The organism is Methanobacterium aggregans, assembly GCF_017874455.1.
Lineage (GTDB): Archaea > Methanobacteriota > Methanobacteria > Methanobacteriales > Methanobacteriaceae > Methanobacterium_C > Methanobacterium_C aggregans.
Window position 1 is genome coordinate 26,849 of the sequence record NZ_JAGGLN010000006.1, and the last position, 25,935, is coordinate 52,783.

Annotated in this window: 25 protein-coding genes and 1 tRNA gene; 17 read left to right on the forward strand and 9 right to left on the reverse strand. The window is 37.4% G+C overall.

Annotation, left to right across the window (positions count from 1 at the left end):
• Nucleotides 1–206 precede the first annotated feature (206 nt).
• The 3 genes from J2756_RS09540 to J2756_RS09550 all read left to right on the forward strand — a co-directional run bounded on the left by J2756_RS09540 (nucleotide 207) and on the right by J2756_RS09550 (nucleotide 4,273).
• Nucleotides 207–1,343 carry a TIGR04083 family peptide-modifying radical SAM enzyme gene (locus J2756_RS09540; RefSeq protein ID WP_209585073.1) on the forward strand — a complete coding sequence of 379 codons (1,137 nt, stop codon included), beginning with the start codon at nucleotides 207–209 and terminating at the stop codon, nucleotides 1,341–1,343.
• A 406-nt stretch (nucleotides 1,344–1,749) separates the two neighbouring features.
• The gene (locus J2756_RS09545; protein WP_245316023.1) at nucleotides 1,750–4,032 is read left to right on the forward strand and encodes a DEAD/DEAH box helicase; all 2,283 of its coding nucleotides are present in this window, start codon (nucleotides 1,750–1,752) and stop codon (nucleotides 4,030–4,032) included.
• Nucleotides 4,033–4,198: 166 nt separating this feature from the next.
• Nucleotides 4,199–4,273: transfer RNA gene (locus tag J2756_RS09550), tRNA-Glu, on the forward strand.
• 126 nt (nucleotides 4,274–4,399) lie between these two features.
• On the opposite strand, the gene J2756_RS09555 is transcribed toward J2756_RS09550, so the two are convergent.
• The 3 genes from J2756_RS09555 to J2756_RS09565 form a co-directional block, all read right to left on the reverse strand.
• Nucleotides 4,400–6,841, reverse strand: a complete 2,442-nt coding sequence (locus J2756_RS09555) for a histidine kinase N-terminal 7TM domain-containing protein (protein WP_209585075.1) — start codon at nucleotides 6,839–6,841, stop codon at nucleotides 4,400–4,402.
• Between the two features lie 214 nt (nucleotides 6,842–7,055).
• Nucleotides 7,056–7,451 carry a tRNA (N6-threonylcarbamoyladenosine(37)-N6)-methyltransferase TrmO gene (gene tsaA, locus J2756_RS09560; protein WP_209585076.1) on the reverse strand — a complete coding sequence of 132 codons (396 nt, stop codon included), beginning with the start codon at nucleotides 7,449–7,451 and terminating at the stop codon, nucleotides 7,056–7,058.
• 94 nt (nucleotides 7,452–7,545) lie between these two features.
• Nucleotides 7,546–7,926, reverse strand: coding sequence for a hypothetical protein (locus J2756_RS09565; protein WP_209585078.1), 381 nt, complete (start codon nucleotides 7,924–7,926; stop codon nucleotides 7,546–7,548).
• A 251-nt stretch (nucleotides 7,927–8,177) separates the two neighbouring features.
• On the opposite strand from J2756_RS09565, the gene J2756_RS09570 reads away from it, so the two are divergent.
• From J2756_RS09570 to mcrD, 5 genes are all read left to right on the forward strand, one after another.
• The gene (locus tag J2756_RS09570) at nucleotides 8,178–8,903 is read left to right on the forward strand and encodes a TetR/AcrR family transcriptional regulator (protein WP_209585079.1); all 726 of its coding nucleotides are present in this window, start codon (nucleotides 8,178–8,180) and stop codon (nucleotides 8,901–8,903) included.
• Between the two features lie 104 nt (nucleotides 8,904–9,007).
• On the forward strand, nucleotides 9,008–9,814 hold the full coding sequence (locus tag J2756_RS09575) for a metallophosphoesterase (protein WP_209585081.1): 807 nt from the start codon (nucleotides 9,008–9,010) through the stop codon (nucleotides 9,812–9,814).
• A gap of 243 nt (nucleotides 9,815–10,057) precedes the next feature.
• A complete protein-coding gene (locus J2756_RS09580; RefSeq protein WP_209585084.1) occupies nucleotides 10,058–10,468 on the forward strand; it encodes a hypothetical protein in 411 nt (136 codons plus the stop codon).
• 264 nt (nucleotides 10,469–10,732) lie between these two features.
• A complete protein-coding gene (locus tag J2756_RS09585) occupies nucleotides 10,733–12,154 on the forward strand; it encodes a DHA2 family efflux MFS transporter permease subunit (RefSeq protein ID WP_209585086.1) in 1,422 nt (473 codons plus the stop codon).
• A gap of 374 nt (nucleotides 12,155–12,528) precedes the next feature.
• Complete coding sequence (gene mcrD / locus J2756_RS09590) at nucleotides 12,529–12,963, forward strand: methyl-coenzyme M reductase operon protein D (protein WP_209585088.1); 435 nt, start codon at nucleotides 12,529–12,531, stop codon at nucleotides 12,961–12,963.
• A gap of 118 nt (nucleotides 12,964–13,081) precedes the next feature.
• Here the strand turns inward: mcrD and J2756_RS09595 are convergent, their stop codons facing one another.
• From J2756_RS09595 to J2756_RS09605, 3 genes are all read right to left on the reverse strand, one after another.
• Nucleotides 13,082–13,783, reverse strand: coding sequence for a S24/S26 family peptidase (locus tag J2756_RS09595; protein ID WP_245316024.1), 702 nt, complete (start codon nucleotides 13,781–13,783; stop codon nucleotides 13,082–13,084).
• Between the two features lie 17 nt (nucleotides 13,784–13,800).
• Nucleotides 13,801–14,289 (reverse strand): tetratricopeptide repeat protein, encoded by a 489-nt coding sequence (locus tag J2756_RS09600; RefSeq protein WP_209585090.1) that lies wholly within the window; start codon nucleotides 14,287–14,289, stop codon nucleotides 13,801–13,803.
• 106 nt (nucleotides 14,290–14,395) lie between these two features.
• Nucleotides 14,396–14,932 (reverse strand): zinc dependent phospholipase C family protein, encoded by a 537-nt coding sequence (locus J2756_RS09605; protein WP_245316025.1) that lies wholly within the window; start codon nucleotides 14,930–14,932, stop codon nucleotides 14,396–14,398.
• A 333-nt stretch (nucleotides 14,933–15,265) separates the two neighbouring features.
• Here J2756_RS09605 and J2756_RS09610 point away from each other — a divergent pair, with 333 nt between their 5' ends.
• The 4 genes from J2756_RS09610 to J2756_RS09625 all read left to right on the forward strand — a co-directional run bounded on the left by J2756_RS09610 (nucleotide 15,266) and on the right by J2756_RS09625 (nucleotide 18,635).
• Nucleotides 15,266–15,787, forward strand: a complete 522-nt coding sequence (locus J2756_RS09610) for a DUF308 domain-containing protein (protein ID WP_209585092.1) — start codon at nucleotides 15,266–15,268, stop codon at nucleotides 15,785–15,787.
• Between the two features lie 898 nt (nucleotides 15,788–16,685).
• Nucleotides 16,686–16,994, forward strand: a complete 309-nt coding sequence (locus tag J2756_RS09615) for a hypothetical protein (RefSeq protein WP_209585094.1) — start codon at nucleotides 16,686–16,688, stop codon at nucleotides 16,992–16,994.
• A 185-nt stretch (nucleotides 16,995–17,179) separates the two neighbouring features.
• Entirely contained in the window at nucleotides 17,180–17,794 is a 615-nt protein-coding gene (locus tag J2756_RS09620) for a DUF4013 domain-containing protein (protein ID WP_209585096.1), read from the forward strand.
• Between the two features lie 130 nt (nucleotides 17,795–17,924).
• Entirely contained in the window at nucleotides 17,925–18,635 is a 711-nt protein-coding gene (locus J2756_RS09625) for a hypothetical protein (protein ID WP_209585098.1), read from the forward strand.
• A 99-nt stretch (nucleotides 18,636–18,734) separates the two neighbouring features.
• On the opposite strand, the gene J2756_RS09630 is transcribed toward J2756_RS09625, so the two are convergent.
• Both J2756_RS09630 and J2756_RS09635 read right to left on the reverse strand, forming a co-directional pair.
• The gene (locus J2756_RS09630) at nucleotides 18,735–19,529 is read right to left on the reverse strand and encodes a potassium channel family protein (protein ID WP_209585100.1); all 795 of its coding nucleotides are present in this window, start codon (nucleotides 19,527–19,529) and stop codon (nucleotides 18,735–18,737) included.
• Between the two features lie 202 nt (nucleotides 19,530–19,731).
• Nucleotides 19,732–20,208 carry a DUF2124 family protein gene (locus J2756_RS09635; RefSeq protein WP_209585102.1) on the reverse strand — a complete coding sequence of 159 codons (477 nt, stop codon included), beginning with the start codon at nucleotides 20,206–20,208 and terminating at the stop codon, nucleotides 19,732–19,734.
• A 381-nt stretch (nucleotides 20,209–20,589) separates the two neighbouring features.
• Here J2756_RS09635 and J2756_RS09640 point away from each other — a divergent pair, with 381 nt between their 5' ends.
• The 5 genes from J2756_RS09640 (at nucleotide 20,590) to J2756_RS09660 (ending at nucleotide 23,557) form a co-directional block, all read left to right on the forward strand.
• The gene (locus tag J2756_RS09640) at nucleotides 20,590–21,654 is read left to right on the forward strand and encodes an ABC transporter permease (protein WP_209585103.1); all 1,065 of its coding nucleotides are present in this window, start codon (nucleotides 20,590–20,592) and stop codon (nucleotides 21,652–21,654) included.
• Nucleotides 21,647–22,312: an ABC transporter ATP-binding protein gene (locus J2756_RS09645; protein WP_209585105.1), complete on the forward strand. Its 666-nt coding sequence runs from the start codon at nucleotides 21,647–21,649 to the stop codon at nucleotides 22,310–22,312. The genes J2756_RS09640 and J2756_RS09645 overlap by 8 nt, the downstream gene beginning before the upstream one ends.
• A 297-nt stretch (nucleotides 22,313–22,609) precedes the next feature.
• Nucleotides 22,610–22,918 carry a hypothetical protein gene (locus J2756_RS09650; protein WP_209585108.1) on the forward strand — a complete coding sequence of 103 codons (309 nt, stop codon included), beginning with the start codon at nucleotides 22,610–22,612 and terminating at the stop codon, nucleotides 22,916–22,918.
• Between the two features lie 41 nt (nucleotides 22,919–22,959).
• Nucleotides 22,960–23,241, forward strand: coding sequence for an ArsR/SmtB family transcription factor (locus J2756_RS09655; RefSeq protein ID WP_209585110.1), 282 nt, complete (start codon nucleotides 22,960–22,962; stop codon nucleotides 23,239–23,241).
• A gap of 25 nt (nucleotides 23,242–23,266) precedes the next feature.
• Nucleotides 23,267–23,557 (forward strand): hypothetical protein, encoded by a 291-nt coding sequence (locus J2756_RS09660; RefSeq protein WP_209585112.1) that lies wholly within the window; start codon nucleotides 23,267–23,269, stop codon nucleotides 23,555–23,557.
• 128 nt (nucleotides 23,558–23,685) lie between these two features.
• On the opposite strand, the gene J2756_RS09665 is transcribed toward J2756_RS09660, so the two are convergent.
• Nucleotides 23,686–25,767, reverse strand: coding sequence for a hypothetical protein (locus J2756_RS09665; RefSeq protein ID WP_209585115.1), 2,082 nt, complete (start codon nucleotides 25,765–25,767; stop codon nucleotides 23,686–23,688).
• Between the last annotated feature and the right edge of the window lie 168 nt (nucleotides 25,768–25,935).

The following is a 25,935-nucleotide window of genomic DNA, read 5'->3' on the forward strand; positions in this document are numbered from 1 at the left end:
TTCATATTTTTTTTTATTAGAACCTTGGAATAGAATTATTTAATAAAAAATTTAAATATGTAACTTAGAATATTAATTCTGGAAATAATTCAATTTCATTAAATTTTCATTAAAATTCTTGAAAGAATTTATTAAAACCATATTTGTACTTAAAACTACGATATAAAAAGAAATAGAACTCATTTATATAAAAAGACGGTGTTCAAATGGCCTTTCACGTTATGTTAATACCTTCAATGAACTGCCCCTCAAACTGCAACTACTGCTGGGGTGTTGATAAAGAATCAGAAAATATGAGTATTGAAACTCTAAAAGAAGTTGTTAAATGGCTTGAAAACTTTAGGGAGGAACCTGTGACCTTCACATTCCATGGGGGTGAACCACTCCTTGCAGGATTCGAATTCTACAGTGAAGCCCTTCCACTTTTAAGCAAAAGATTAGCTCATCTTAAACCTGCATTTGCACTTCAAAGCAACCTCTGGCTTTTAACACCAGAACTGGCCAGGCTTTTTGCTGAGTACAACATTCCTGTTGGTTCCAGTCTGGACGGTCCAAAGGATCTAAACGACTTCCAGAGGGGAGAGGGGTACTATGAGAAGACTATGAGGGGTTATGAAATTGCAAAGGCCAACCATCTCAGTGTGAGTTTCATATGCACATTCACATCCCATTCAATCAAACTCAGGGAGGAGATATTCAACTACTTCCTTGAAAATGGTTTGAACATGAAACTCCACCCTGCACTACCATCACTGCGTGCTGAAGACCCTGAAAAATGGGCATTATCTCCAGAGGAGTACGGTGAACTCCTGATATACCTCCTTGATGAGTACCTGGAACATGCAGATGAAATTGAGGTTAAAAACATAGACCACCTTGCCAAGGCAGTGTTCATTCGAAGGGGCACGGTCTGCACCTATGTGGACTGTATGGGGGACACATTTGCTGTGGGTCCAGATGGGGGCATATATCCCTGTTACAGATTTGTTGGAATGCCAGAATATGTTATGGGCAACGTCCGTGACCATCCAAGCATGGAAGACCTTGCAGAGTCAGAGGCATGGAAGGTGCTCCACAGATTCAAGGACTACGTTGATACTGAATGTTCCCACTGCAAGTACATCAAATTCTGCAGGGGAGGATGTCCATACAACGCCCTGAACAGGGAAGGGGAGATTGAAGGGGTTGATCCTCACTGCACAGCCTACAAAATGATATTCAAGGAACTGACAGACAGGGTGAACAAGGAATTCCTCTCCTCTTCACTGCCAATTCCAGGCATGTCCAGGCCGAGCGGGAATTCCAAGCCGAGTGTCATGTCCTTGATGCTTAAACGATCCTAATTATTTTGGAGGACCTGTTTGAAACTTCCAGTTTCAGACTTTTTTTATTTAAAATCTTCATTTTTAATACATGTTTCAGGATACCCTCATTCCTTTTTTTATTCATTTTCATGGTTTAATTTAAAATAGGATTAAAAAAAAATCTTAAGATTACAGTTTCTATAATCTTCCTTTAACCATTTTTTTATTTTTTAAGGATTCTTTTTTAATGGATACTGATTTTGAACTTTTATGAAGTATTATTATCCTATTTTTTAATAAAATTATTACTTATTGGCTGTTTTAAAGTTTTAAATAATTGTATACATAAAATGAAAGTGTTCATGGATACAAAATTTCAGAGCACCATGGATGATCATTTTTTTCAGAGTTTATACAGTTATATCACAGTTTGGGGACAGATAGGATGGGTAACAGTGAAATGGTGGGGAAGGTTCTTCGGAGGTTGAAGTCCGACATCCGATACCACAACAGGGTGGAGCATATTGAAGTTTTACCTCCCCAGGAACCTGTTTATCAGAAGATAGAAGATCTGCCTGATAATCTCATGAACTATCTCCACAAGAGGGGTATAAAACTTTACAGACACCAGTGCAGAACACTGGAATCCTTGAGGAAGGGGAAGAATGTTATAATAACCACTCCCACAGCTTCTGGAAAGACACTGGCCTTTAACCTTCCTGTTTTTGAGACTTTAAGTGCAGATGAAGATGCAACGGCCCTTTACATCTACCCTGCCAAGGCCCTTGCAAACGATCAACTAAAAACTCTCCAGAAACTTGAAAAAGAGTGTAATATTCCTATCAATCCAAATATCTACGATGGTGATACAGATAGAAGTAAAAAGCCTTGGATAAGGGAGAACTCCAGGATAGTGTTAACCAACCCCTATGAACTCCATTTAGTACTGTCCTGGCATTTTCAGTGGGAGAAATTCTTCAAAAACCTTAAGTACGTTGTGATCGATGAGGCGCACCAGTACAGAGGAGTTTTTGGTTCCAACGTTGCATTTCTCATAAGGAGGCTTCGCAGGATATGCAGCTTCTATGGATCCAATCCACAGTTCGTTCTTTCATCTGCAACACTGGCCAATCCTGAGGAATTCAGCAGTAAATTAACTGGAAAAACCTTTGAACTGGTATCTGAGGATGGATCACCCTGTGGTAAAAAACACTTCATTCTCTACAACCCCTACTTCAAGGGCAAAACCAAAACATCATCCCACCAGGAAACCAAGAATTTACTCCTGTTATTTGTCCTAAACGATCTTCAAACTCTCTGTTTCACAGTTTCAAGGAAAATGGCAGAATTGGTGGCCTTGTGGTCCAAGAATGAGATGGAGGAGATCCAGCCGGATCTTACAGGGAAAATAACATCCTACAGGGCAGGCTACCTTGCAAAAGAGAGGAGGAGAATTGAATTAGGTCTTAAAAACGGGATTTTGAAGGGTGTTACAACAACCAACGCCCTGGAGTTGGGTATAAATATAGGATCCCTTGATGGTGTTATAATATCAGGTTTTCCAGGAACCATAATGTCCACGTGGCAGCAGGCAGGTAGGGCCGGGAGGGGAACAGATGAATCCATTGTTGTGCTGGTTGCATTTGAAAACTCCCTTGACCAGTACCTCATGAAACATCCAGCATCCATCTTCGACAAACCCCACGAACACGCCATAATAGATCTGCACAATCCTAAAATCGTTTCAGGCCACCTGATGTGTGCATCAGATGAGATGCCCCTAAGGGATGGGGACATTGCCATGTTCGGCGAAGATTCTGAGGGATGCATTGAAACCCTTCAAAATAAGGGTATGGTTAAAAGGAAATCTGAGGGATGGGTTTACTCAGGAGATAAGGTGGCTGCTTTCAGTGTGAGTCTTGACAGCATATCCTCGGACATGTTCAGGGTCATGTTTGCAGGAAGACTGCTTGAAGTTCTTGACAGGGAACAGGCTTACAGAGAAGCCCATGAAGGAGCAGTGCTTATAAACCGGGGAGAAACATACCTGGTTCAAAGTTTTAACCTTCAAAAACGTATAATAACTGTTGTTAAGAGGGATGTTGCTCACCATACACAAGTGGTGAGGGATATAGATGTTGAGATTCTTGGTGAAAGCGTCAGGAAGAATATGGGTGACTTTTCAATCTTCTTCGGTGATCTTGAGGTCAGTGAGTACTACCACAAGTACAAGGTCATGAGCTACGACAAGGTTCTAGCAACCAAACAGCTGGATATTCCGGCTTTAAAATTTAAAACCAAGGGGTTATGGTTCACAATAGATGATGCTGTTAAAGAAGATCTTGAAAGTGCTGTTGAGGGTAAGGATGTTTTTGAGGGAGGTATACATGGAGTGGAACATGCCCTGATTTCAATGATACCCTTCAACATAATGTGCGACAGGTTCGATATGGGCGGACTGTCCACACCGAAACATCCAGGCACAGGAATGGCCACAATATTTATCTATGACGCATTTGAAGGCGGTATGGGGCTTGCAGAGAAAGCATCAGAACTCTTCGAGGAGATCATGATGCGGACCTTTGAACTTGTGAGGGACTGCAGATGTGATGTGGGATGTCCAGCATGCATCTACTCCCCAAAGTGTGGTAACGACAACAAACCCCTGGATAAAAAGGGAACACTATTCATACTCCAGACGATCATGGATATGATGCAAAAAAAATAGTCCAACATAATTAAGATAAACTTCCTGGAAACTATTCTCAGAAACATTTATATGGGTGAATGAAGGTACACTAATAATGTTCACATTTCACAGTAAGGGCCCTAATGGCGTCATAGATTATCTGGAAATGTTATTATCAGCTTTTAATCCTAAAATTTATTCAAAAGCTCCTGTAGTGTAGTCCGGCCAATCATTCCAGCCTCTCGAGCTGGGGACTCGGGTTCGAATCCCGGCAGGAGCATCCTATTCATTCTAAGATTCATTTTTAAGCTTTACTTTAATTTTAAATCCTTTTCAAAGCCCCATTTATTTAAATTACCTATTCAAAAAAAATAATTGTACTGTTAGAGAGGTTTTAGGCTGAAATTCAAACTGGAACTGAGTTTACATTACTTATCCTCTCTTTATATTCAAGTTCCCTGAATTCTATTATGAACTCTGCACCTTCCTGATTTTTAATTTCAAGAGAACCCTCGATCTGTTTTACAAGATTTTTTATAAGCTGAAATCCAAGGGAATCACTTTTGAATGGATTAAAATCTTCTGGAAAACCTACCCCATCATCCTTAACTTTCAAAACATATTTTCCACCATTGGATCTGAAATTCATGGTTATTTTTCCATGGGATCTTGGAAATGCATGTTTCATGGAGTTTGAAACCATCTCATTAACCAGAAGTCCAAGGGGCAGGGCTGTTTCAAGATTCATAAACACATTTTCAAGGGACATTTCAAGTTCTATGCTTTCAGGTGCAGGGGAGTAAGAATTTACAATACTCTGAACCATGTTCTGAAGGTAATCTGATACTTCAAGCCTGGTGAAATCATCAACCATGTAAAGCTTCTCATGTATAATGGCCATGGTTTTAACCCGGTTTTGACTGTCCCTCAAAACAGCTTTAGCTTCAGGGCTTTTAGTGTAACCTGCCTGCAGTGAAAGAAAGCTTGATATTATTTGCATGTTATTTTTAACCCTGTGATGAATTTCCTGTAGGAGTACCTCCTTCTCTTTAAGAGATCTGGTTAACTGTTTTTCAACATCTTTAATCTCAGATATGTCCACTATAATGCCCCTGAAACCTTTGTTTTCTCGGTTATGGTATATTGGGGTTGAATGTAAAATAATGGGGAATCTGCTGCCGTCTGCATGTTTTGCAGTGTACTCATCACCTGAGAGATCGCCCTGGGAAATTTTATCAAATTTATCTATTGAACGCTGTCTATCATTTTCATTTATTATTTCAAGGATGTTCAAACCATTGTTCAGATCTTCTGGGGAATATCCGAACATTTTAAAGGCGTGTTCATTGAAGAAGGTGATGTTGCCATTTTTATTGGTCTCAAAAACAGTTTGAGGAAGCATATCTGCAAATTCCCGGTATTTCTTCTCAGACTCCTTAAGGGCCCTTTCAGTTTCTTTAAGTTCAGTTATATCCATCAACGATGCAACGCTTTTATCAGTGTCTGCTATGACTGAAACTGTTGCTAAAGCATGTTTAATTTTCCCTTCCACATTCTTGAATGAAAATTCATAGTTTCTTGGAGCCAGTCCATGGGGGCTGCGTCGAAGATGGTGGTAGTTTATTACAGTGTTTTTATCCTTTTCTGAGATGAAGTCAAGAAGTTTCATCTTATTTTCAACATCATGAATTTTAAATCCTGTGAGTTCCTGGAACTCTGCATTTGCAAGGGATATTGTTGCATCTGATTCCAGGATAAGTATTGCTGTACCAGTATTCTCAAATATGGTTCTGTAATGGGCTTCAGATTTTTTTAAAGCTTTTTCTGCAATTTTTCTGTCACTGATATCCTCGAAGATGTAGAGCCAGCCTGAAGGAATTCCTTCAGTGTATATCTGGTTGTAACGAATCTCCAAAAACATGTTTTCAGATTTTTGAAGTTCCAGTTCAATTTTACCATCAATCCGATCTTCAGGTGGGCGTATTTCATCCCATATATCCAGTTGATCCCCTACATTTTCACCCACTGAAGATGCAGCCACTCCAATGAGGTTTTGGGCTGAACCATTCACATCAACTATTGTTCCATTCAGATCCAGAACCATAACACCACTTTTCATGTTGGAGAACAGGGTTTCATAGGCTGGTGGAACCAGATCAAAGAGTTTGTAATGGAACAAACTCCAGAATACAAGTATGCCGGTTAATGTGAGTGCAAGGGGTGTGGGATCGAAGTAAAAGGGACTTACACCTAAAGCATAAATTAAATTACTTAAAAGGGGTATTAAAGCGGCCAGAACCATTAGAAAACCCCTCTGTTTGTATATTGAAGGTTCGCGGAAAAGGTTCTGACCTATCACAATGAGTCCCATGATCATGAGGGCGTAGGAATAAATTGATGAGGTAATTGCAGCAACCCCATGTTTGTAAATGATTATTAATCCTGCTGAAGTTTCTAAATAACCAAAACCTGGCCATACAAGGCCGTGCATTTCATTGGTGAATGCCAGTAACGTGGTTAAAGCCGGGATGATTAAAAGCAGAATTATATGCTGCCTTTTAACTTTTAACTGATTTTTGCTGTAGGTCACTGTGAAGAGGAACCATAATGGAGCTACAGTTGTAATTCCAATGTATGAAATCTTTCCCCAGAATATCTTGGATCCAATGCTTGTTGAAGCAAGTTCAAGTGCACCTGTAAATGACCACAGTGACGCAGCCAGGATAATAAAAAAGAGGTAGATACTGCCGCTGATTCTACGCCTCTTCCAGATATTCCATGCCAGAAAAATGTTTAAACATGTTGTGAAAAGTAGAAGGGCTGTGTATGCTGTGTACTGAAGTGCCATGGTTTAACCTCACTGGATGATATCACTGAAAAAACTGATTTCACACGATCAATAGTTACCAATTTACACTGACCTATGTAAAGTATTTTAGTAATTTCCTACAAATACAGGTTTTATTATGAAAAAAGGTTTTCTAAATGGAGTTCAGTAATAACAAAGTATAGGGAGTATTTGAATCAATTATTACTGGAAGCATGGGGATTTAATAATAAATTTAAATGGAGTCTATTTCTGATGAAAATGGTTTTATATCCAGAACAGGTGAACCATCAAGGGCATCAAGACCCCTAACTGTAATGATTTTCCCCTTTATTTCTAAAAGGTCAACCATGCACATTGCAATGGGATTGGGTCTGGATGGAGAGCGAGTTGCAAAAACGCCCCTTTCTTGTGTTTGGCCTGGAGGAACAACCCTTAAAATATTTCTATCTGCACGGTCAGCCCAGTAAAGTACGATGATGTTTGAATAATTTTCCAGACCATCCAAACCCTCTTGGTAATCCTCAAAAATTGTTATTCTGCTTGTAACCTCTGATTCTCTTCCCTGTCGTGGTGCATCTGCCCTTTCCCTGTACCTGGATACTACAATTCCAATGGGTTTCAGTTCCATGTTTAAACACTCCCTACTTATTTTATGATTTTTTTTTAAATCAAAAGAACCTTATTCATTACCATTATTAAGATTCGAAGTTCATTCATCATCCTTATTCAGGGGGATTTGAATAACCTTCAAGTGTTTCTCTTAATCTTTCGTAGTTATCATCTTCAAGGGGCAGAACAATTCTTTCACCATGATATTCAAATATGAATCGTTTAACAGGATGTCCAAATTCTATTCCAGTCACATCCTTCAAGGAGTACCTTCTGACTTTACCTGTTCTTCTGGTTCTGTAGAAGTTCTTCCTGTACTCAAGGAGTTCTGTGTGTGTTAGTTCAAGGTCAAAGAATGCATCTTCCAGAAATAGAAGAGTTTCAGTCAGATCCTTATCGCAGACAATACAGTTTGAGGCATCTGATGGATTTCCAACACCACACGCCGGGCAGATCTGATTGAAGGAGGTTTCAGGGTTTTCCTTTGAATTCATTTTTCATCACTTTTTTTAGATTATTTTTCCTTGTTTATATGTAATCTGGTAGATGGATCTATTAAATTAAGAGTATGCTCTTTAGTTCAATTCAAGCTTTTTCATTTATGCTATGATACCTAGGGGATCACTATTTTTTTTATTTTTCCATTAAGGGCAGTAAATTTTGAATGAGATTTCTAAAACCAAACTATATCCATAAAAACCAACCAAATCATAATTATTAATCAAACTGAATTAGGTGAATCTTCATGTCAAATATCAGCCGGAGGGAACGGGAAAAAGAGCAGCGTCGAAGGGATATAATGGACTCTGCTGAGAAACTATTTTTTGAAAAGGGTTACGATGATGTTTCAATGAACGATATTGCAGGGGATGTGGAATTGAGTAAGGCAACCCTTTACCTTTATTTCGACAACAAGGTGGCACTTTTTTTTGCAGTTGTGCTTCGAGGTACAGGTATAATGCTGGCAATGATCCAGGATGAAGTTAGAAAATTTAAAACCGGCATTGAACAAATCCATGCCTTCACAGACACCTACTTCAAATTCGCTCAAAACTACCCCAATTACCTGGAACTTTACAACTACTTCAAGTCTGGAAGGTTCCATCTGGAGAGTATATTAACAAATGCTCAGATGAAAGAGATGGTGGATGATTCCAGTTGGGTTATAAATTTCTCAGCTGGTTTTCGTCCTGCAGATATTTCCTATGCAAGTGAAGTTCTAAAACTACAGAATGAAATTTTTGTGACGGTCTTAGAATCCATAAAAACTGGACTGGCTGATGGAACAGTAAACTCCGATGTTGATCCAACTGAAATTGCAGTTTTAGTAATAATGATAACTGAGAACATCCCTAATATGCGTCCAGATCTTAAAAATTCACTTAAAAAAAAGGGTATCCCCCAGGACAAATTCCTAGTTGATACAAAGAATTTGTTGAATCAAATGCTTGGAACTCCTAAATCAGGTTAAAGTCTTCAATACTTCAAATTTAATAGTTCAATTTTGTAATTACTTCAATAATTTAACTTATCTAACATTATTTAATAAATTCAATTATTCAACAAGGTTTTTGTATGTTTAAAAAGTTAATCTTACTAATAATCCTCATTATAGGAGTTGCGGTGGTTTACAGCTTAATAGAACCCTACATGATCGAGACCAAGGAAGTTGTTATCCAGTCTGACCAGGTACCACAGAACTTCGACGGTAAAAAAATAGTCTTTGTAACTGATATTCACTGCAGCCAGTTCTTCAGTGAAGAAAGGGTTCAGAGCCTTGTTGATCAGGTCAACGCCCTTGATCCAGACATGGTTCTCCTGGGTGGGGACTACGTTACAGATGATGCATCATATCTGGAACCCTGCTTCTCCCAGCTGTCTAAACTAAATGCGCCACTGGGTGTATACGGAGTGTTGGGTAATAATGACCCCAAGAATGCCACAATAACTGCAATGGAAAATGCAGGCATCACCTACATTGGAAACAAAGGATTGTGGGTTGAGGAAAATGGTGAGAAGATCCGGATAGGTGGGGTTGAAGATCTTGACACCGATGTTCCATACCAGGGACCCACCATTGGATCTGTAACTCAAAACGACTTTGTGATACTTGTATCCCACAAACCAGACTACTTCCCACTGGCAAACAAACTGAAGATCGATCTGGTTCTTGCAGGACACACCCACGGAGGACAGGTCACACTCTTTGGATTATGGGCACCATTTTATAACTCCAGATACGGGCAGGAATATGTTTCAGGGATCAAAAAGTCTGGAAACAGCACAATGATAATCAGCAATGGAATAGGAACAGTTAATGTACCTGTAAGATTCTCTGCAAAGCCACAAATAGTTGTTGTTACCTTGAAGAGAGTTACTTAATTTTTTTTTGAGGTTCAATCCTGTTTTTTATTTCCTTCTAATTTTCTTTATTTTCATTTTTTTTAGTTTTAAGGATTAATTTTGGTCATTTACTGTATTAAAAATATTTTTAGGTTTTGATCTGCCTTGAAACCAGACTGATACTAAAAACCAAAACTTTATATAAAATGACTAAACACTAGTTATAAAATAACTACTGGTAATCTTATTACTGGTGGTCATTAAACTTGAAGGGGGAAAGATATGAGATCTTTAGAAATAAATGGAAATCTTGACTCAAAAAGGAAGTTGGTCATGACTTTGTACTGGATAAATCGAAAAACAGCAACCATTGAAGGATGTGCTCCATTTCTCATTCAAAGAATCAAAACAGAAAGAACAACCCATGTTGCAGAAGATGGAAAATTTCTAAAATTTTCTGAAGGCGTTTTAGGTGATGTTCTGACAGATATGGATGAATTAAAAATGGTTGAGTTTGATATTAATTTCGGTAACGAGGATATAAAAGCATCCATCCACGAGGACATTTTATCTGTATCCTTATCAAGAACAAAGGAACTTGAAGACGAGATAATTGAAAAATTGAAATATGAATCAGAAAGGAAATATCCCCATGTTTGCTCTAAGTTTTACAGGCGTTTAGGTATTAATTGAATATAAAGTTTTTTAAGATTTTTTAAAGGGTTTAAATACTACGTTTACATCATTCCCTTAAAAAATGGGTAAAACAACCTTCATATCCCCAAATACTACAAACTCCACGGTTATTAAATAACCCATGGTCATATTATAACCGATGGTATGGATGTTGGAATTGATAAGTAGTTAAAATTCCCTTTAAAAAAGTTTAAGAATTTAAAAAGGATTTGAATGCATTGATCATTTGATAAATTCGTTAATAAATTGAGAGGATTTAAAATGGAAGGAACAACACATAAAAAAATAAATTTAGAGGATAAAACCTACAAAACCAAGCATGTGATTCTTGCCATAATTTTTGTAGGCATATTCATGTCAAGTTTGGATGCTTACATGGTCAGCATAGCCCTACCTAACATCACAACCTACTTCAACGTTAATCTGCACCAGTCCCAGTGGGTTATAACAGGGTACCTCCTTGTTATGACTGCCTTGTTCATACCCCTTGGAAAGGCATCTGAATACACTGGAAAGACCCGGATGTTCATTGCAGGATTCACACTCTTCACCATAAGTTCCCTTGCCTGTGGAATTGCCACGAACATGGATCAACTGATACTTTTCCGTCTTTTACAGGCCGCAGGAGCTTCCATGGTTATTGGAGTTGGAGGTGCAATCATATTTCTGGTGGCACTGCCTGAAGAGAGGGGAAGAGCAATGGGATATCTGGGAGCAGTTACATCCATAGGTGCACTCCTGGGACCTGTAATTGGGGGTTCAATCACCCAGTTCCTGGGCTGGCAATATCTATTCTTTATCAATGTCCCAATTGGGATTTTACTCTTCATATTCGCTTTGAAATACCTCAAAATTCCTGAAAAAACATCTGAAAGCTTTGAAATGGACTGGTTAGGGGCCTTAACCTTGATTGTCTTTGTAGCTTCACTCTTGATGTTCTGCAGTGAACTTGCAGATGGAAACCACTTAACTACCTTGTTGGTCTATGGCTTCATTTCCATCCTTTCACTTGCAGCGTTCATAGTGAGGGAATCCAGATATGAAAAACCATTGTTGGACCTATCAGTATTCAAAAATAAACTGTTCACCCTTGCAATCGTGAGCATGATGCTCTTCAACATGGCAATAGCTGCTGCAAATTTCATTGGGCCCTTCTACCTCCAGGGAGCTATGAACTACAAGCCCGCCCAGGTAGGTTTACTCTTTCTGATGGTGCCCCTTTTGATGGTGGGTGCATCTCCACTTGGAGGATGGATATACGATAAACATCACCAAAAATATGCAGCTGCATCTGCTGTACTTATAGGAGCATTTGCATTCTTTTTAATGGCCTATGCATTCTTTAAAATGAATCTGGTTCTTATTGTACTGTCATTCGCTTTGTGGGGTGTTGGAAGAGGATTGTACAATGGACCCAACGGTACCGAGACAATGAGTTCTCTGCCACCTCAAAAATCTGCGACTGCATCAACTGTGATGTTCACAACAGGAAGCCTTGCAATGGCCATTGGAATTTCACTTGCAACCGTGTTCCTAACCTTCCAACTCAGTACTATGGGTTACAACGGGGCTGTACTTGCGGCAGGACACACTTTACTTTCAAATTCCATCAGCACCATCATAATGGCTGCAGGTTTTGCCTGTGTGTTATCTGCACTTGTGGCAGTATTAAGAAACAGATGAATTATTACAAATTTTAATAAATATGTTATTATACTAAAAAACTTTTAAGAAACTAGGGGTAAAAATGGCTGAAACTATATTTAAATGATAAATATCATTTATAATATTTAAATTTGTTCAGGGAGGTGATATTAGAGGTTATCTGGTTCCCAGCTTGTTAAGGAAGGTAAAATCTCTGCCAGTCAATTGGATACCCTCAGCAGACCACTTGTACCAAGGGACGTGTTCATGGAGATATTCAATCAAAGTGTAGAAGAACATTTGAACGTATATAAAGCCAATTTTAGATGAATATTAAATCTTTAGGATTATTTAAGGTGTTCAAAGTTTTTGAAGTAAATTTAAATTCATATCAATAAAAAGAGGTGTTTTTAATGGATATAGAAATTTTTCCCCACAGGTATTTGAGTGCAGACACAACTGAGAAGTTACTGAAGGATCTTGAGGAAATTGAAGGTGTGAACAGAATGGTTCTACAGGGACAGAGGCTTCCCCCTGCTGAAAGTGGACATCCTGATAGGAGGATAATAATCATCAAAGGTGAAGAAATGGATCTGCAGGTTAAAACAGGCAGGGTTTTGATGGAGATCCAAGGTGAGGATGTTGTGGATGAGGTGAGGAACGTTTGTAATGAACTTCTACCCTTTGGCTTCAACATACACTTCGGAACTTTTATCCGAAAAGAAAAAACAGTTACAGACAATCTGAAGTACGGAGAAAAGCTTGATGAACTTCCAGAGAACATGGTAGGCTTAACTGACCAGAATGCACTCCTGAAGGAGAGGGCAACCATAATCAAGCGGAAATAATATTTTTTCACTAAATTACAAACTTTTTATATTTTTTTTAAAATCAAACTAAAAACAGTGAATTCCATAAAAAAATCAGAATAAGGAAGGCTTAAAGCCTTCCAACTTATTTTAAAACTCAGTAAACCTTCACAACACCAATGACGCTGCTTCTTGAAAGCCATGCATCCAGAGGACTCTTGGTTACTGTAACAACTTCGTAGGTTCCATTTCCCATGTCCTGTTGGGTTTCATAGGTATCAACCTCTCTGTTATCACTTTTGAGGTACACTTTACTTCCGCTAATCTTTGCAACCCTTTTAACTATGAGGCCGTAGCTTGGATGTTCTGCTATGACGATGTCTCCAACTTTGATGTTCTTGGTTTTAACTGCAACGATGTCCTGCCCATCCTGAAGGGTTGGGACCATTGAAGTTCCATCCACGGTTGCTGGGAAAGGCAGGGTGTCTGTTCCGAACTGTGAAACTACCGTAACATCTGCAGTGTAATTATATTTTGCTGCAATACTCTTAATATCCTTCTTAAGGCTCTGCACGGTACTGCTTTCGCTTTGAACATCTGCATCGGCTGTGCTGTTCATCCTTGCAATCATCTTGGCTGGAACAGCTGAGTTGTCTGCTGCTGTTGCATGAAGGGATACATCGGTTCCATCTGTTTTAACCACGATGTTCACATGATGATGGGCTGCTTCTGCTGTCTGGTTAGGGGTTACGTTGGATATGGTCAGTTTATCAGTATTTTCTGTTGGGTAGAATGCCACCACAAATGCAGCTAAAACCACCACTATTATTCCTATACTTGCAATTACTTTAGTTCTCAATTTTTACCACTTTCAGGTTATTTTGTTAATTTTTCCTCAAGTTCCATCTTGTTCTCAAGGACAACCCCATTACTGGGATCGATATCAAGGGCTTTGTTGTAATATTCAAGGGCTTCAGTGTAACTTCCAGTCCTGCTGAGTATCATGGCCTTGTTGTTGAGGATGTTAACACGATCCACGTCCTTCAATTTCATATCAAGAATACGGTCCATGCATTCCAGCGCACCCTTGAAGTCTTCCATTTTATAGAGGAGGGCTGATTTATTGTGCCATGCCCTGATGAAATCAGGATCAAGTTCTATGGATTTCTCGTAGCACCTCATTGATTCCTCTTCATTACCGAGGTTCTGCTGGGCAACACCCCTGTCACACCATGCAGATGCAAATTCAGGGTCAAAGGTAATTGATCGTTCAAACTCCTGGTTTGCACCTGAAAAATCTCCCTTATCCATCTTTTTAAGCCCTTTCTTGTAGGCTGAATGTTTATCAGGTCCAAGTAAACCCATTTAATAATCCTCCATGATAATTTTAATGCCTATTACTATATGGTTGAAGAAGTTAAAAAAAATATGCATTTGCTGTGTTATTAAAAAAATAAAGGGTTTCATTCATTTAATAAACACAACTTCTGATGGCTGTGTAGGATGCACTTGCTCCATTGTTGAGATTGTACTGTACGTATGCACGGTTTTTCTTTTTACTCCAGTTCTTCCAGCTTGTTTTTCCCTGAGAGTAACCATTCTTCATTATGGTGTTGAGATTTCCACTTCTGTAGGTGATCTTGGGTTTTAAAGATTTGGCCTGATTTTCGTACTTCGTATGGGCTGAACTGGATTCTCCACTGATGCAGTGGGGTGCTGAGAAGGTGTCAGATATGTAATGTGACGCAACACCAAAACAGTAACTTGCCTGTTTGTATTTACCGGTTCTGTAGTAATATTTACCCTTGTTAAGCCAGTTAGTTGCTCTGGTGTAACTGTATGGGTAACTGTGTGATCTGAAGTCATGAAACTTCTCATCTGGATCATTGGATCCATCCCTCATTGCAGAGAGGCTCAATTTCTTCTGGACGTTGTGTGGCATCCCATAATAGACGCTGTAAGCAATATCGGAGTGTGTTTTCCAGGTCCAGGCAGTGGACGCTGGCATGAAGACAAAAGAAACCACCATAAATATCATTAAAATGTTGAAAAACCTTTTCAATCAAAAAAACCTCCTATAACTTGAATCCAATGAACTAATTACATTTTTTTCCTATATAAATCTTACTTATAATGATATTGGAGGTAATTCAAATATAAACTCATTTAATTTTATAATTAATCCTTTTTAATCCTTTTTTAAGTAATTAATTTGTTTATATGGTTATATTACCTATTTTGATTGTTAATGAATCTGGGATTGGTTTAAATTAATCAATACTTTTTTATAAGTTGCATAACGATATTTATTATTATATTAATCTATTTGGGGGTTTGAAAAATGACTGAAACGAGAAACGTAGTTGTGGGAATTCTTGCAGTGATACTTGGGTTGGTGGTTATAATCTTTCCATTGATCGGTGTCTCAACCCTCAGTGATCTTGCAGGTGTTGGAATAATCTTTCTGGGTATCTGGCTTTTGGCGCAGAGCTTCAAGGCTTGGGAGACAAGTGTGGCAGCAGCAGTAGCAGATCTGATCCTTGCAGTACTTGCAATTCTCTGGGGTGTGATGTTCCTTGGAAACATCAAAGCATTTGCCTTCTTAACCTTCCTGGCACTTTACATCGTTGGCTTCTTCATAATAATAAGTGGATTAACAGCTCTTTTCTCTGATAAAAGCCTTAAGGGAAAGGCCATAGGGCTGCTGGGTGTTCTACTGGGTGTTTTCTTCTTGATCTTCAGCGTGTACCTGAAGAATCCTCTGGTACTGGCTGCAACCATAGGTGCATTCCTTATAGTAGCCGGAGTAGTGGAGATATTTGATCTCCTGGGGGAGAAGACATCTCCTGAAGTCATGCAATGATCCTTCAATTCATTTTGAAGGAGTCATTTTTTTTCTTTTTTTTAAAAAAATAGGGATATAAATTTAAATGACTTTAACTCAGTAATTTAAGTTTAAAAAAAATTCATGATCCTATATATGAAAATTGATCCCGATTGGGTTCCATTTAACATCCCTTTGTTTAAATATGATACCATGAAAAGAATAGTTTTTAAGGGTAACTGACAAATTATATAAAGTTATATAGAAAATAAATCAAATGATAAGTATTGGAGATCATTGTAAGTAGAGTCCTATTTTTCTGATCACCATAACTAACACTGAAAAAGCTTTAAAAGCATTATTCAGGTTAAAAATGCGATTTTGAGTACTGTTTACAGATGCATGTTCCAGTACTCTTATAAAACATCAAAATCAACAAATATTAGGAGTGAATAAAATGGCAAAAGTGAAAGGAACCAATAAAAGATCAAGACCAAAATCAAACTACAAAAAACCTGGAAGCAAAAGGGGAAGAGGAGTTAAAAGGAGATAATTTCTTACTGAAATTATCTCCATAAATTCTCAATTTTTTTTATGGTTCATTTTGTCCTGTAAATTCATTAAAATCTTATTTTTAAGTTGATAACATTTCTGTTCAAGGTTATTTTACTTATAAAAACTTTTAAATTAAGTTTCAATTATTCTCAGATTTAAATTTACTTTTCAACCTTAAAGAAGACTTTTTTTAACTTTTTAAGTTCATTTTATCGATTAATATTACGATGTAACATTTTTTTCTTAATATTTTCAGTTCTGATTATAATAATCATCTATGAAAATTTAAGAGATGAGGGTCATATAATATAACGAAGTAGTGATCTAAGAAGACAAAATCTGAATCTTATGGAATATTAAAACCAAAAAGCTGGTGGTAGATATGGAACATGGGATGAGAGCGGAACACATGCATGGTTCAGGACACAGCCATATGCATGACTACGGGAAAAAGGCATGGATGGAGAAGATGTTCATGAAGGAAATGATGGAACATCTCTCTGAAGAGGATAAAAGGAAAATTGCAGCTGCAAAGTTGGACATGAAGATATCCCGCCTGGAAAAGCAATTAGAGATAATGAAGGAAAAGAAGAAAATCATTGACATGAAAATGGAAATGAAAGCACAGATGAAGGGCCAGAAGATTGAGCTCCTGAAGATGATGCGGGACATGATAAAGTACAAGATGTAAACCAGTAAGATGATATCATTGATACTGGTTTACAATCCTCTCTTTTTTTTTGAAGATATGATCAGTACTCTTTTTCATGGAATCTGAATTTTTTTTCATTGAATTATAACTTGAAATTGTTATTTGGTAATTTCAAAATATTAAGAACCTTTATATTAAGTTATAATTAACATTAAGATGAGAAAATGAATGTAAATAGAAACATAATTGATTCTCTGCGATATCCCCTTAAAGATTGGGTGAAGCTGATCCTACTGGGAATAATTTTGATAATTCCAGTTGTGAATTTTATTGGCTTAGGATACTATTTAAGAATCATAAAATCAACTTTGGCAGGTTCAGATGAACTTCCAGACTTTGAAGGTGTTGGAGAATTATTTACTGATGGTATAAAATTTTTAGCAGTCTGTATGATCTATGCAATTGTACCTTTACTCTTCTATGCACTTTCCTCTGCCTTCCCAGGGTCTGCAACTTTACCAATTATGGCCACAAGTTTTGCCCTAATAATCAGCATATTTGCATATGTGGGTATAGCCAACATGGCTTTTCATGGCAGTGAAATAGGTGCGGGGTTGAGATATGGTGAAATACTGGATAGAATTGCAGCAATTGGGTGGGGAAGTTACATCCTTTGGTGGATAGTACTGACGTTAATCATAACAGTTGCAGGATTTATCATTGGCATGGTTGGAGGCATTCTCTTATTCTTTGTCTTAGGTCTCCCTGTTGTTTTATTGGGATACGGCTACTTAATGATATTCCACGCAAGGTCCGTTGCATTGACATTTGCATCTTGAGAGAATAACAAGAGCTGAAGAACCAAGAAATAGAGTTGAGTTATTTACATGTTTTGTATCTGGAGGTGTTTAAATTAGATATAACTGGATAGCACTGTTTCTAGTACTTGTCCTGTCCTCAGGTTTAAATGTGGGATGTGTATCTGCAGCAGGGAATTCAACTACTGATCAAACCAGTACAAATTTTATTGTGGGTTACTACATAAACCCCAACGTTACACCCATATCAGAAATCAATTTCAAAGACTTAAAAAGCGCAGGAATAACAGATATATACGTTTTAGTAACAAATCATAATTATTTATCAGTATTACCTGAAGCCAAAGAAAAAGCTGATGCTGTAGGGATAAGAACCAATGCCTGGGTATTCCCTGGGTTCAATCATGCATCACAGGTCGCTCAGATGAAAATCGGAGTTCAGTTGGATATGGAAACATATAACATACCTGCACATCTTCTGCAAATTCTGGCCATGAGATTAGCCACCTACGGCGTAACCTTCTCAGTCACTGTTAAACCCGACGGATGGGACGGAAATCAATATTACTACCTGATCGGGCCTTTATGTGACTACATAGTTCCTCAACTCTATGTAGGTGATTACAAATATGGAATAACCGGTTTAACAAACAGTGTTAAAAAATATAACCAGATCTACAACCTTTACAATATCATCTTTCCTGGAAAAATTGTTGCTGGACTTGAAACCTACCAGTCCGATGAGAATGCAACACCTAAAAATACAAGCACACTATCTGCAGAAATCAAAGCTGTGAAACCCTACACACATGGAGTAATCCTATTCAGGTACGGATTATCCAACTTCAATGGTTTAGAATAAGTTCATCAAGGTTAATGGATTTGTGGATGAAAACAGGGCTGGAACGTTTTATGAAGTTTTGATTCGTGTTGTTGGGTTGATAAGAAACTCTTAAAACTTTTACTTTTTATCTTTGATTAACTCCTTCAGTTCATCCATTTCAGCCTGTAATTTGTCCAGTTTTTCATGAATTCCAATTTCCTCCTCTTCTTTGGAGGTACCGATGAGATTTGATGTTAGTGTGGATGTAATAAATCCTATGAAACCTATTCCAGTGAACATTATGAAGGCGGATATGACCTTGCCTGCAGGTGTTACAGGTGTTACGTCACCGTAGCCCACCGTTGTTATGGTCACCAGGGTGCACCATAATGCATCACTCAACCTATGCATGTGACTGTTTACGCCATGTTCAACCAGAAACATTGCGATTGATGCTGAAAACAGTATGGCCAAAATTATGGTGACTCCATAGTCTATTCTTGTTTTATGCAGAAATTCAAATGCATGTGCAATGTTTTTCTTGAAAAGTGCTAAAATTCGGATTAATCTAAAGTAACTGAAGAGGGAACCTGCCTGGGGTATAATGATCACAGGGATCATTCCAATGACGTCGGTCCAGTTGTACTTTAAAAATTCCATTTTATCTTCGGATTTCCGGAGTCTGTTGATGAAATCAGGTATCAATATGAGAACCACTATTAAATCGAAGTACACAACCCCAGTATAAATATCACTTTTTACAGGAACGAAGGTTACAATGGTAAGTAGGAGAATATCCAAAAGAATTAAAACCATCAACGATGCTTGAAAAAACCTTTTCAGTGTTTCAGGTATATTAAACGATTTCTGGGTCTTATTTTCTTTTGCAAACGTTGAACCTGTGCTTATGAACAGCTTTAACATGTCTCTCATAGAAAAAACCTTTTAAATAGTTTAACAAGTCCATTATACTATCCTTATTATTTTTGCGGACTCTTTTTAGTTGATACTTGCTATTGGATGGTTTTAATATTTAAATTTATGAATATGTAACTTTTTTTCAAACTTTGGGTAAAAAAGAGACCTTAAATCATTGAAAACTAACGATCTTCCTAATAAAAAAAAGGAATGGAATTTAAAACTCTTCAACGCATGTTTCCATGGTTGTATCAATTATTGTGTTGAAATGTATCTTCTCGTCCCAACCGCTCCTTTTGAAGATTCCCATGAAGCAGACACCAATTATCAAAGGGTCTTCATCTGAAATCTCCTTGATCATGGCTGTAACATCCTCTGCCGGACATCCGAACTTGGGCATGGCAAGACCGCCCATAACAACCACAACATCTGGGTTTCTGGGATCTGCAGCCTCATCAACCACACTCATGCCAATGTTCTCCTGCTTTTTGATCTTCCTGGCTTCACCTTTATCTGCGTTTGGGATGAAAACCATTTCAAAGCCCTGGTCCCTGATGCTGTAGGATAAGAGTTCAATGAAGGGAGTGCATACAGCTGCTGAACCTGTGAAAACCACCTTGGAACCTTCAGGTAAATCTGCAACAGCTTCACGGAAGGATCCTGTTAAACCAACTATTCCTGTCTTTTTGTCCATTTAGTACACCTCTTGGAGGTTTTGTATGTTGTGGTGGGGCTTAAGGTTTTCTATTTAGCTTTTTTTTCACTCCTTCATGTGTTAGATTCACCTACAATTTTTTCCAGTCACTTTTTCATGATTTTGATACCAAAGATTTGGGAATAAAATGGAAAAACCTGGGGCAAAAATCCAGTTAAAATCGGGTGAATCTCGGAAAAACTATTTTTAAATGCTTGAATAACTTTAATATTGTCAATAGATCGAAGGGGGTAATTTAGATGAGTTAATTAAATACTTTTAACTAAAAAAATGGTTCAAATTTCTTAAATAGAAAAAATAATTAATTTACATCAAAAATTGCATGAAAGAGAAGTAATGGGTATATTTAGGGTGAAAAAAATGGATCTTTATAAATTGGCGTTTAACAACATCCGCAGAAAAAAGCTTAGAAGTGCATTGACAATGTTGGGAATAATAATTGGAGTTGCCACCATCCTAACACTTCTAGGATCAACTGCAGGGTTAGCTTCAGCAGTTAACGATCAAACAAATGAATACATGTACGATGTGATAATATCCTCTGCATCCAGTAGCGGATCTTATTCAATGGATTCTCAAACAGCTTCGAAGGTAGAAAACCTATCTGATCTTCACGGCTTCAGGGAAGTAACTGCTTTTTCAGAGGAAATAAATGGAAGTACAGTAACTGTAGGGGGTACAAATGATTGGAAACAGGTTAAAATAAAAAGTGGAAAACCCGGTGTGGTGATTAACCATGCAGTTGCAGATAAACTTCACCTTGGTGTTGGGGATAAGATCAAGATTAAAAATAAAGAGTTAACCATCACAGGAATATCCAACGAGGAACAGGTGGACGAAGATGTCCTGGGTGTTTACGTAAACCAGACCCTTGCAAAGCAGATGGATGAAAACAGGGTAACTGCCATCTACGCTCGAACAGATGGAGATCCAAAAACTGTTGCAGATAACGTGGAAAACCAGGTAACTGGAGTTTCTGTTAAAACTCGATCAGAAAAGGTGGCTGAGGTTCAGGAATGGGCTGATAAAGCACAGCTTTTCATGGGAATTATTGCAGGTATAGCTCTGCTTGTGGGAATCATAAGTGTGGTAAATACCATGATGATGAGTGTTATGGAGAGAACAAAAGAATTGGGAGTTTTAAAAGCCATTGGATTTACAAACTGGGAACTGAAGGGAAGCATCCTCTTTGAATCTGGATTGTTAGGATTGCTGGGATCAATTGCAGGGGTTCTTCTGGGGATATTAGGTATTCTGTTAATTGCAAAGATGCTGAATTTCACAGATTACATTACAGAAATGATACCTTTATGGTTAGTTGGAGGTGTGATTGTGGGATCTACTCTTTTAAGCATTCTGGCCGGACTTTACCCTGCAAGACGTGCTTCAAAATTGAACGTTGTGGAGGCTTTGAGGAATGAGTAATTTAATGGAATTCAATGATGTATGGAAGACGTATAAGATGGGTGATGAAGAGATAAACGCCCTTGCAGGATTGGATCTTACCCTGAAGAAGGGTTCCTTCACAGCGGTGATGGGGCCCTCTGGATCTGGAAAGTCAACCTTCCTCCACATAGCAGGGATACTTGACATGCCAACCAGGGGCACGTTCCGGATCAATGGGAATGATACAGGTAAATTATCTGTCAAAGAGCAGGCAAGACTTCGGAGGAATGAAATAGGGTTCATATTCCAGAGGTTCAATCTCATGTCCCAGCTCACAGTCCTTGAGAACGTTATGCTGCCCATGATAAAGGAGGACTCCAGAAAAGCTGAAAAAATTCTGGACATGATGGGATTAAGAGGAAAACATGATAAACGGCCGTGGCAACTTTCAGGAGGAGAACAACAGCGTGTAGCAATAGCCAGGGCCCTAATAAATGATCCGTCTATTATTCTGGCTGATGAACCAACAGGAGAACTTGATACCCGGAATTCAGATTCAATAATGCAGATACTTCAAGATCTGAATCAGAAGGATGGGGTAAGCATTGTTATGGTCACCCACAATCCAGTTTCAGCGGATTTTGCAGATGAAGTTATCCACATGCGCGATGGGGATCTTGTTAAAAGGAGTAAATAAATGTACATACTCCTTAAATTTTCTTTTAATATCTAAAAAAAATGAAGCTACGTGGAATGGTTAATCGATATGATTCAACTGGAACCCAAATAATTATTAAAATTTATTTAATCAGTATTAAGATTTGGGTATAAAATGTAGAAAGATGGAGTGAATTTCGGAAAAACTTTTTTTAGTATTGCTACATTATCTATTAACACAGTTTGTGCATCCATTAAACTAAGCACAGATAATTCAATATTAACGGCTGTTATAATATGTATATAATTCTTATAATGGTCTTGAGGTTTTAAAAAAATGTTATTTGGATCACCAGACTTATTAACCAGTGCCATTGTAGTTATAACTCTTGTATTAGGTTTTGGAACCATTTTCCTCCTATGTGGACTGCTTTATATCTACTGGGGAAACTACAGGGACACAAAATCGAGTTACGCAGTGGGGCTTCTATTATTTGCATCGGCGATGCTGCTTCAGAATGTCCTGTTAACTGCAACTTACTTCATCAACGTAGTTAATCACTGGTATGAAGGAATTGTAATGTTTGCGTTTATTGTTTTTGAATTTATAGCGTTATCAATACTTTTCAAAATAAGCTGGGAATGAAGGTTAGGAATAATCAACGATATCAAGGTTAGGGGTCTTTCATGCAAAAAAAGTTTCTATGGTGGTTGATTGTAGGTACCAAGGGTGGTAAAAACCGCGCCAGGATAATTAATGAACTGAAAGAAAGACCTTACAACATTCATCAGCTTGCAGAAAAACTTGAACTGGATTATAAAACAGTTCAACACCATATGGGAGTTCTGGAAGAGTCAGGTGTTGTTACATCAAGCGGGGAAAAATACGGGAAATTGTACTTCCTTTCTGATAAAATGGAAGAGAACTACGGTACATTCCATGAGATATGGGCTCAATTTCAGAAATAAAGTAAAACAATGAAAGGGGTTAAGAATGCTTTATATATCACCAGAATTTTTAAATGTTATAATAATCTCCAGTAAAATACTGAGCATTGGAAACATCTTCCTCTTAACAGGACTCCTGTACATGTACTGGAGAAGTTACCAGGGAATGAAATCCAAGTACACCCTGGGACTGCTTTTTTTCGGATCTTTCTTCCTGTTCCAGACAATTGCCCTAGCAGTGGCAGTCTTTTTTGTAAGATGGTTTGTAACTGCATTTTTCGTAGCGTTACTGGAATTCATTGCACTTGCAATACTTCTGAAGATAAGCTGGGAATGATGAGTTATTCATGGATCTTTTTTTTGGTAATATGGAACCTTTTTTGTAAATAAGGAAATAATAAAAATAAAATGTAATTTATTTTTTTAGGGAATATAAATTTTTTAGGGAATATAAAAATACCATTTCTAATAATTTATCTCTTGATTAAGACATTTTTTAAATTCAACAGCATTTACATGTAGTTTTAATTGTTCAGAAGCGGGAAGGGCGGATCTTTCAAAATGTCTCATGTTGGAGAATATACTCATTTCAATAATAGCTTCCATGGACCTGGCACCATGCTTATATTTAGGGACTTTAATTAAGGCGTTTAATACAGAAGGATCGATATTTGCTTCAGAACCTAAAAAAATGTTTTTAGCTTTTCTCTCTAAAATGGATCGTAGTACCATGGCCCTTCTTATCATGTAAAGGTAATCCTGGTCATGTTTTTTATCAATCCCTATAATATCAATATATCCCCTTAACCTACTTATGAAATCTTCTCCCTTGACTTTGTCTTTATCTTTATCTTTATCAAATTCTTCAAAAGTTTTATTTCTGCCTCCTGCAAAAACAAAAATACATTTACCAATAGGGTGAATAATTTCGCCCTGTTTAAAACTACCATCGTTCATAGGGGATAAAAAGTATTTTAACCAGCCGTAAGGAACACTATCCAGATCAGAATCAAATTCATCAAAGAATACCAGGGGTGTTTTACCTGTTAGGGATGTACTTTGAATGATGTGGAAAGCACTGAACAAATCATCTAACGACTGAAATTGAGATAAATTAAATTCTATAGGTTCTATGTCATCAGAAATAGTTTTTGCGATTTGAATAACGCCAAATGATTTTCCAGAACCCGGTGGTCCAAAAACTGCTATGGAAAGAGGTTCTTTTATATTCTTTTTAGATAAATACTCCAGTATGAGGTTTTTACTGTTATGGAAGGTTTCAATTTCTTTTCTATCAACTGTACGCAGTTCACCAAACTCTGCAATAGGAGATTGTAACAAAACGCTTTTTTTAGATTTCACATACTGGAATGCAGCTTTAGAAACCTCTGTTTCATCTTTCAACTTCTGTTCCATGATTTTCCAGTTAATATCCTCCCTGAATTCAACATCCTGAATTTTTTCTTTATCATTATCAAGATTTAAAAACATTTTTTTAAAGGGAAAATCCATCTTATCTGCCTCATCTTTTATGAAGCCAATTTCAAGAAGGTTACGGCTGGCAATTATTCCTTTTTTAATCCCATCAATCAGTTTATCACCATAATTTTGGGGAGCACTTTGAATTTCATGTATTAATCCAGAAATAAAGGCGCTACGTAATCCTTTCATATAACGGCCTTCGATTTTTTGTTCAAGGGCTCCTTCAAAAACTTCAGGATCAAAAAATAGAGTATACTTAGCTTTTTCTCCATCATATTGACATAATACTGCCCCACTTACCCCAAAACGAACAATCAAATTCTTACATTGACTGATATCCTTAATATCAGGATTACATTCTCCCTTCCTATTTTTTTCCATTTCATTTAAAAAATCATGAGCGGTACGTTCCCATGATAAACTTCTACTTATACGCAGACCTTTTTCCCGTAGATCATCAGCTCTTATTATGACAATTAAATTTGGCTGATTTTTTAGAAATTCCCATAGATCTCCCCGGGCCAAAGGGCGGCTCATTTTAAGTATGAATAAACTATTTTTTCCAGCTAAATTACCAATAGGGCTCCAGAGATTTTCTGAATCCCGGAAATATTTATTATCATCATGTATAACCACTATATCTGGGGGGGTTTGATCAGCAAAACTAAGTTCAGGTTTTATGATTTTTTCCGGGTTTTTAAATCCTGAAAAAGTTTTAACCAGATGTTTTTCGTTATTTTGTGGTAAAATCAATTTTTTATCCTGTGATGGATTATATCTTTCCAAAATACACATACTGTTAATCAGATCTTTAAAATTATCCAGTTCCATTTCATTATTTATTTCTGATTCATCATACTGGATCAATTCAAGGTGATCTTTCTTAACTTCATTAATCATTTTTGCAATTAGTAGGGCCCCACCCATTCGGGCTATAATGTCATATTCTTTATAGATTTCACGATTGGATTGTTCATAGGGATAATCCTTTGAATCACTACTATCCCACTTTAACCAGTCTTTAGTAACATCACCAACAACCATAATCTTAGTTTTTTCAGACATTCCCCACAACCTTCATAATTTATTAATTAATATGTTAATCTTAAGATTTATTTAAGGGGTAAAGGACTATTACCAAAAGAAATGATTCCCATTTAAAAAATTTTAGGCCATAAAGAATAATAAAACTATTAAAATAAATTATATTTTTTCTGTTATAATAGATTACCT

Coding starts and splice junctions, on each gene's coding strand:
- J2756_RS09600 (WP_209585090.1), bottom strand. CDS start 14,289: ATGGGTTTACTTGGACCTGATAAACATTCAGCCTACAAGAAAGGGCTT.
- J2756_RS09665 (WP_209585115.1), bottom strand. CDS start 25,767: ATGTCTGAAAAAACTAAGATTATGGTTGTTGGTGATGTTACTAAAGAC.
- J2756_RS09605 (WP_245316025.1), bottom strand. CDS start 14,932: ATGCCAGCGTCCACTGCCTGGACCTGGAAAACACACTCCGATATTGCT.
- J2756_RS09620 (WP_209585096.1), top strand. CDS start 17,180: ATGAATGTAAATAGAAACATAATTGATTCTCTGCGATATCCCCTTAAA.
- J2756_RS09545 (WP_245316023.1), top strand. CDS start 1,750: ATGGGTAACAGTGAAATGGTGGGGAAGGTTCTTCGGAGGTTGAAGTCC.
- tsaA (WP_209585076.1), bottom strand. CDS start 7,451: ATGGAACTGAAACCCATTGGAATTGTAGTATCCAGGTACAGGGAAAGG.
- J2756_RS09580 (WP_209585084.1), top strand. CDS start 10,058: ATGAGATCTTTAGAAATAAATGGAAATCTTGACTCAAAAAGGAAGTTG.
- J2756_RS09555 (WP_209585075.1), bottom strand. CDS start 6,841: ATGGCACTTCAGTACACAGCATACACAGCCCTTCTACTTTTCACAACA.
- J2756_RS09570 (WP_209585079.1), top strand. CDS start 8,178: ATGTCAAATATCAGCCGGAGGGAACGGGAAAAAGAGCAGCGTCGAAGG.
- J2756_RS09615 (WP_209585094.1), top strand. CDS start 16,686: ATGGAACATGGGATGAGAGCGGAACACATGCATGGTTCAGGACACAGC.
- J2756_RS09635 (WP_209585102.1), bottom strand. CDS start 20,208: ATGGACAAAAAGACAGGAATAGTTGGTTTAACAGGATCCTTCCGTGAA.
- J2756_RS09585 (WP_209585086.1), top strand. CDS start 10,733: ATGGAAGGAACAACACATAAAAAAATAAATTTAGAGGATAAAACCTAC.
- J2756_RS09640 (WP_209585103.1), top strand. CDS start 20,590: ATGGATCTTTATAAATTGGCGTTTAACAACATCCGCAGAAAAAAGCTT.
- J2756_RS09650 (WP_209585108.1), top strand. CDS start 22,610: ATGTTATTTGGATCACCAGACTTATTAACCAGTGCCATTGTAGTTATA.
- J2756_RS09645 (WP_209585105.1), top strand. CDS start 21,647: ATGAGTAATTTAATGGAATTCAATGATGTATGGAAGACGTATAAGATG.
- J2756_RS09655 (WP_209585110.1), top strand. CDS start 22,960: ATGCAAAAAAAGTTTCTATGGTGGTTGATTGTAGGTACCAAGGGTGGT.
- J2756_RS09540 (WP_209585073.1), top strand. CDS start 207: ATGGCCTTTCACGTTATGTTAATACCTTCAATGAACTGCCCCTCAAAC.
- J2756_RS09565 (WP_209585078.1), bottom strand. CDS start 7,926: ATGAATTCAAAGGAAAACCCTGAAACCTCCTTCAATCAGATCTGCCCG.
- J2756_RS09660 (WP_209585112.1), top strand. CDS start 23,267: ATGCTTTATATATCACCAGAATTTTTAAATGTTATAATAATCTCCAGT.
- J2756_RS09610 (WP_209585092.1), top strand. CDS start 15,266: ATGACTGAAACGAGAAACGTAGTTGTGGGAATTCTTGCAGTGATACTT.
- mcrD (WP_209585088.1), top strand. CDS start 12,529: ATGGATATAGAAATTTTTCCCCACAGGTATTTGAGTGCAGACACAACT.
- J2756_RS09630 (WP_209585100.1), bottom strand. CDS start 19,529: ATGAGAGACATGTTAAAGCTGTTCATAAGCACAGGTTCAACGTTTGCA.
- J2756_RS09575 (WP_209585081.1), top strand. CDS start 9,008: ATGTTTAAAAAGTTAATCTTACTAATAATCCTCATTATAGGAGTTGCG.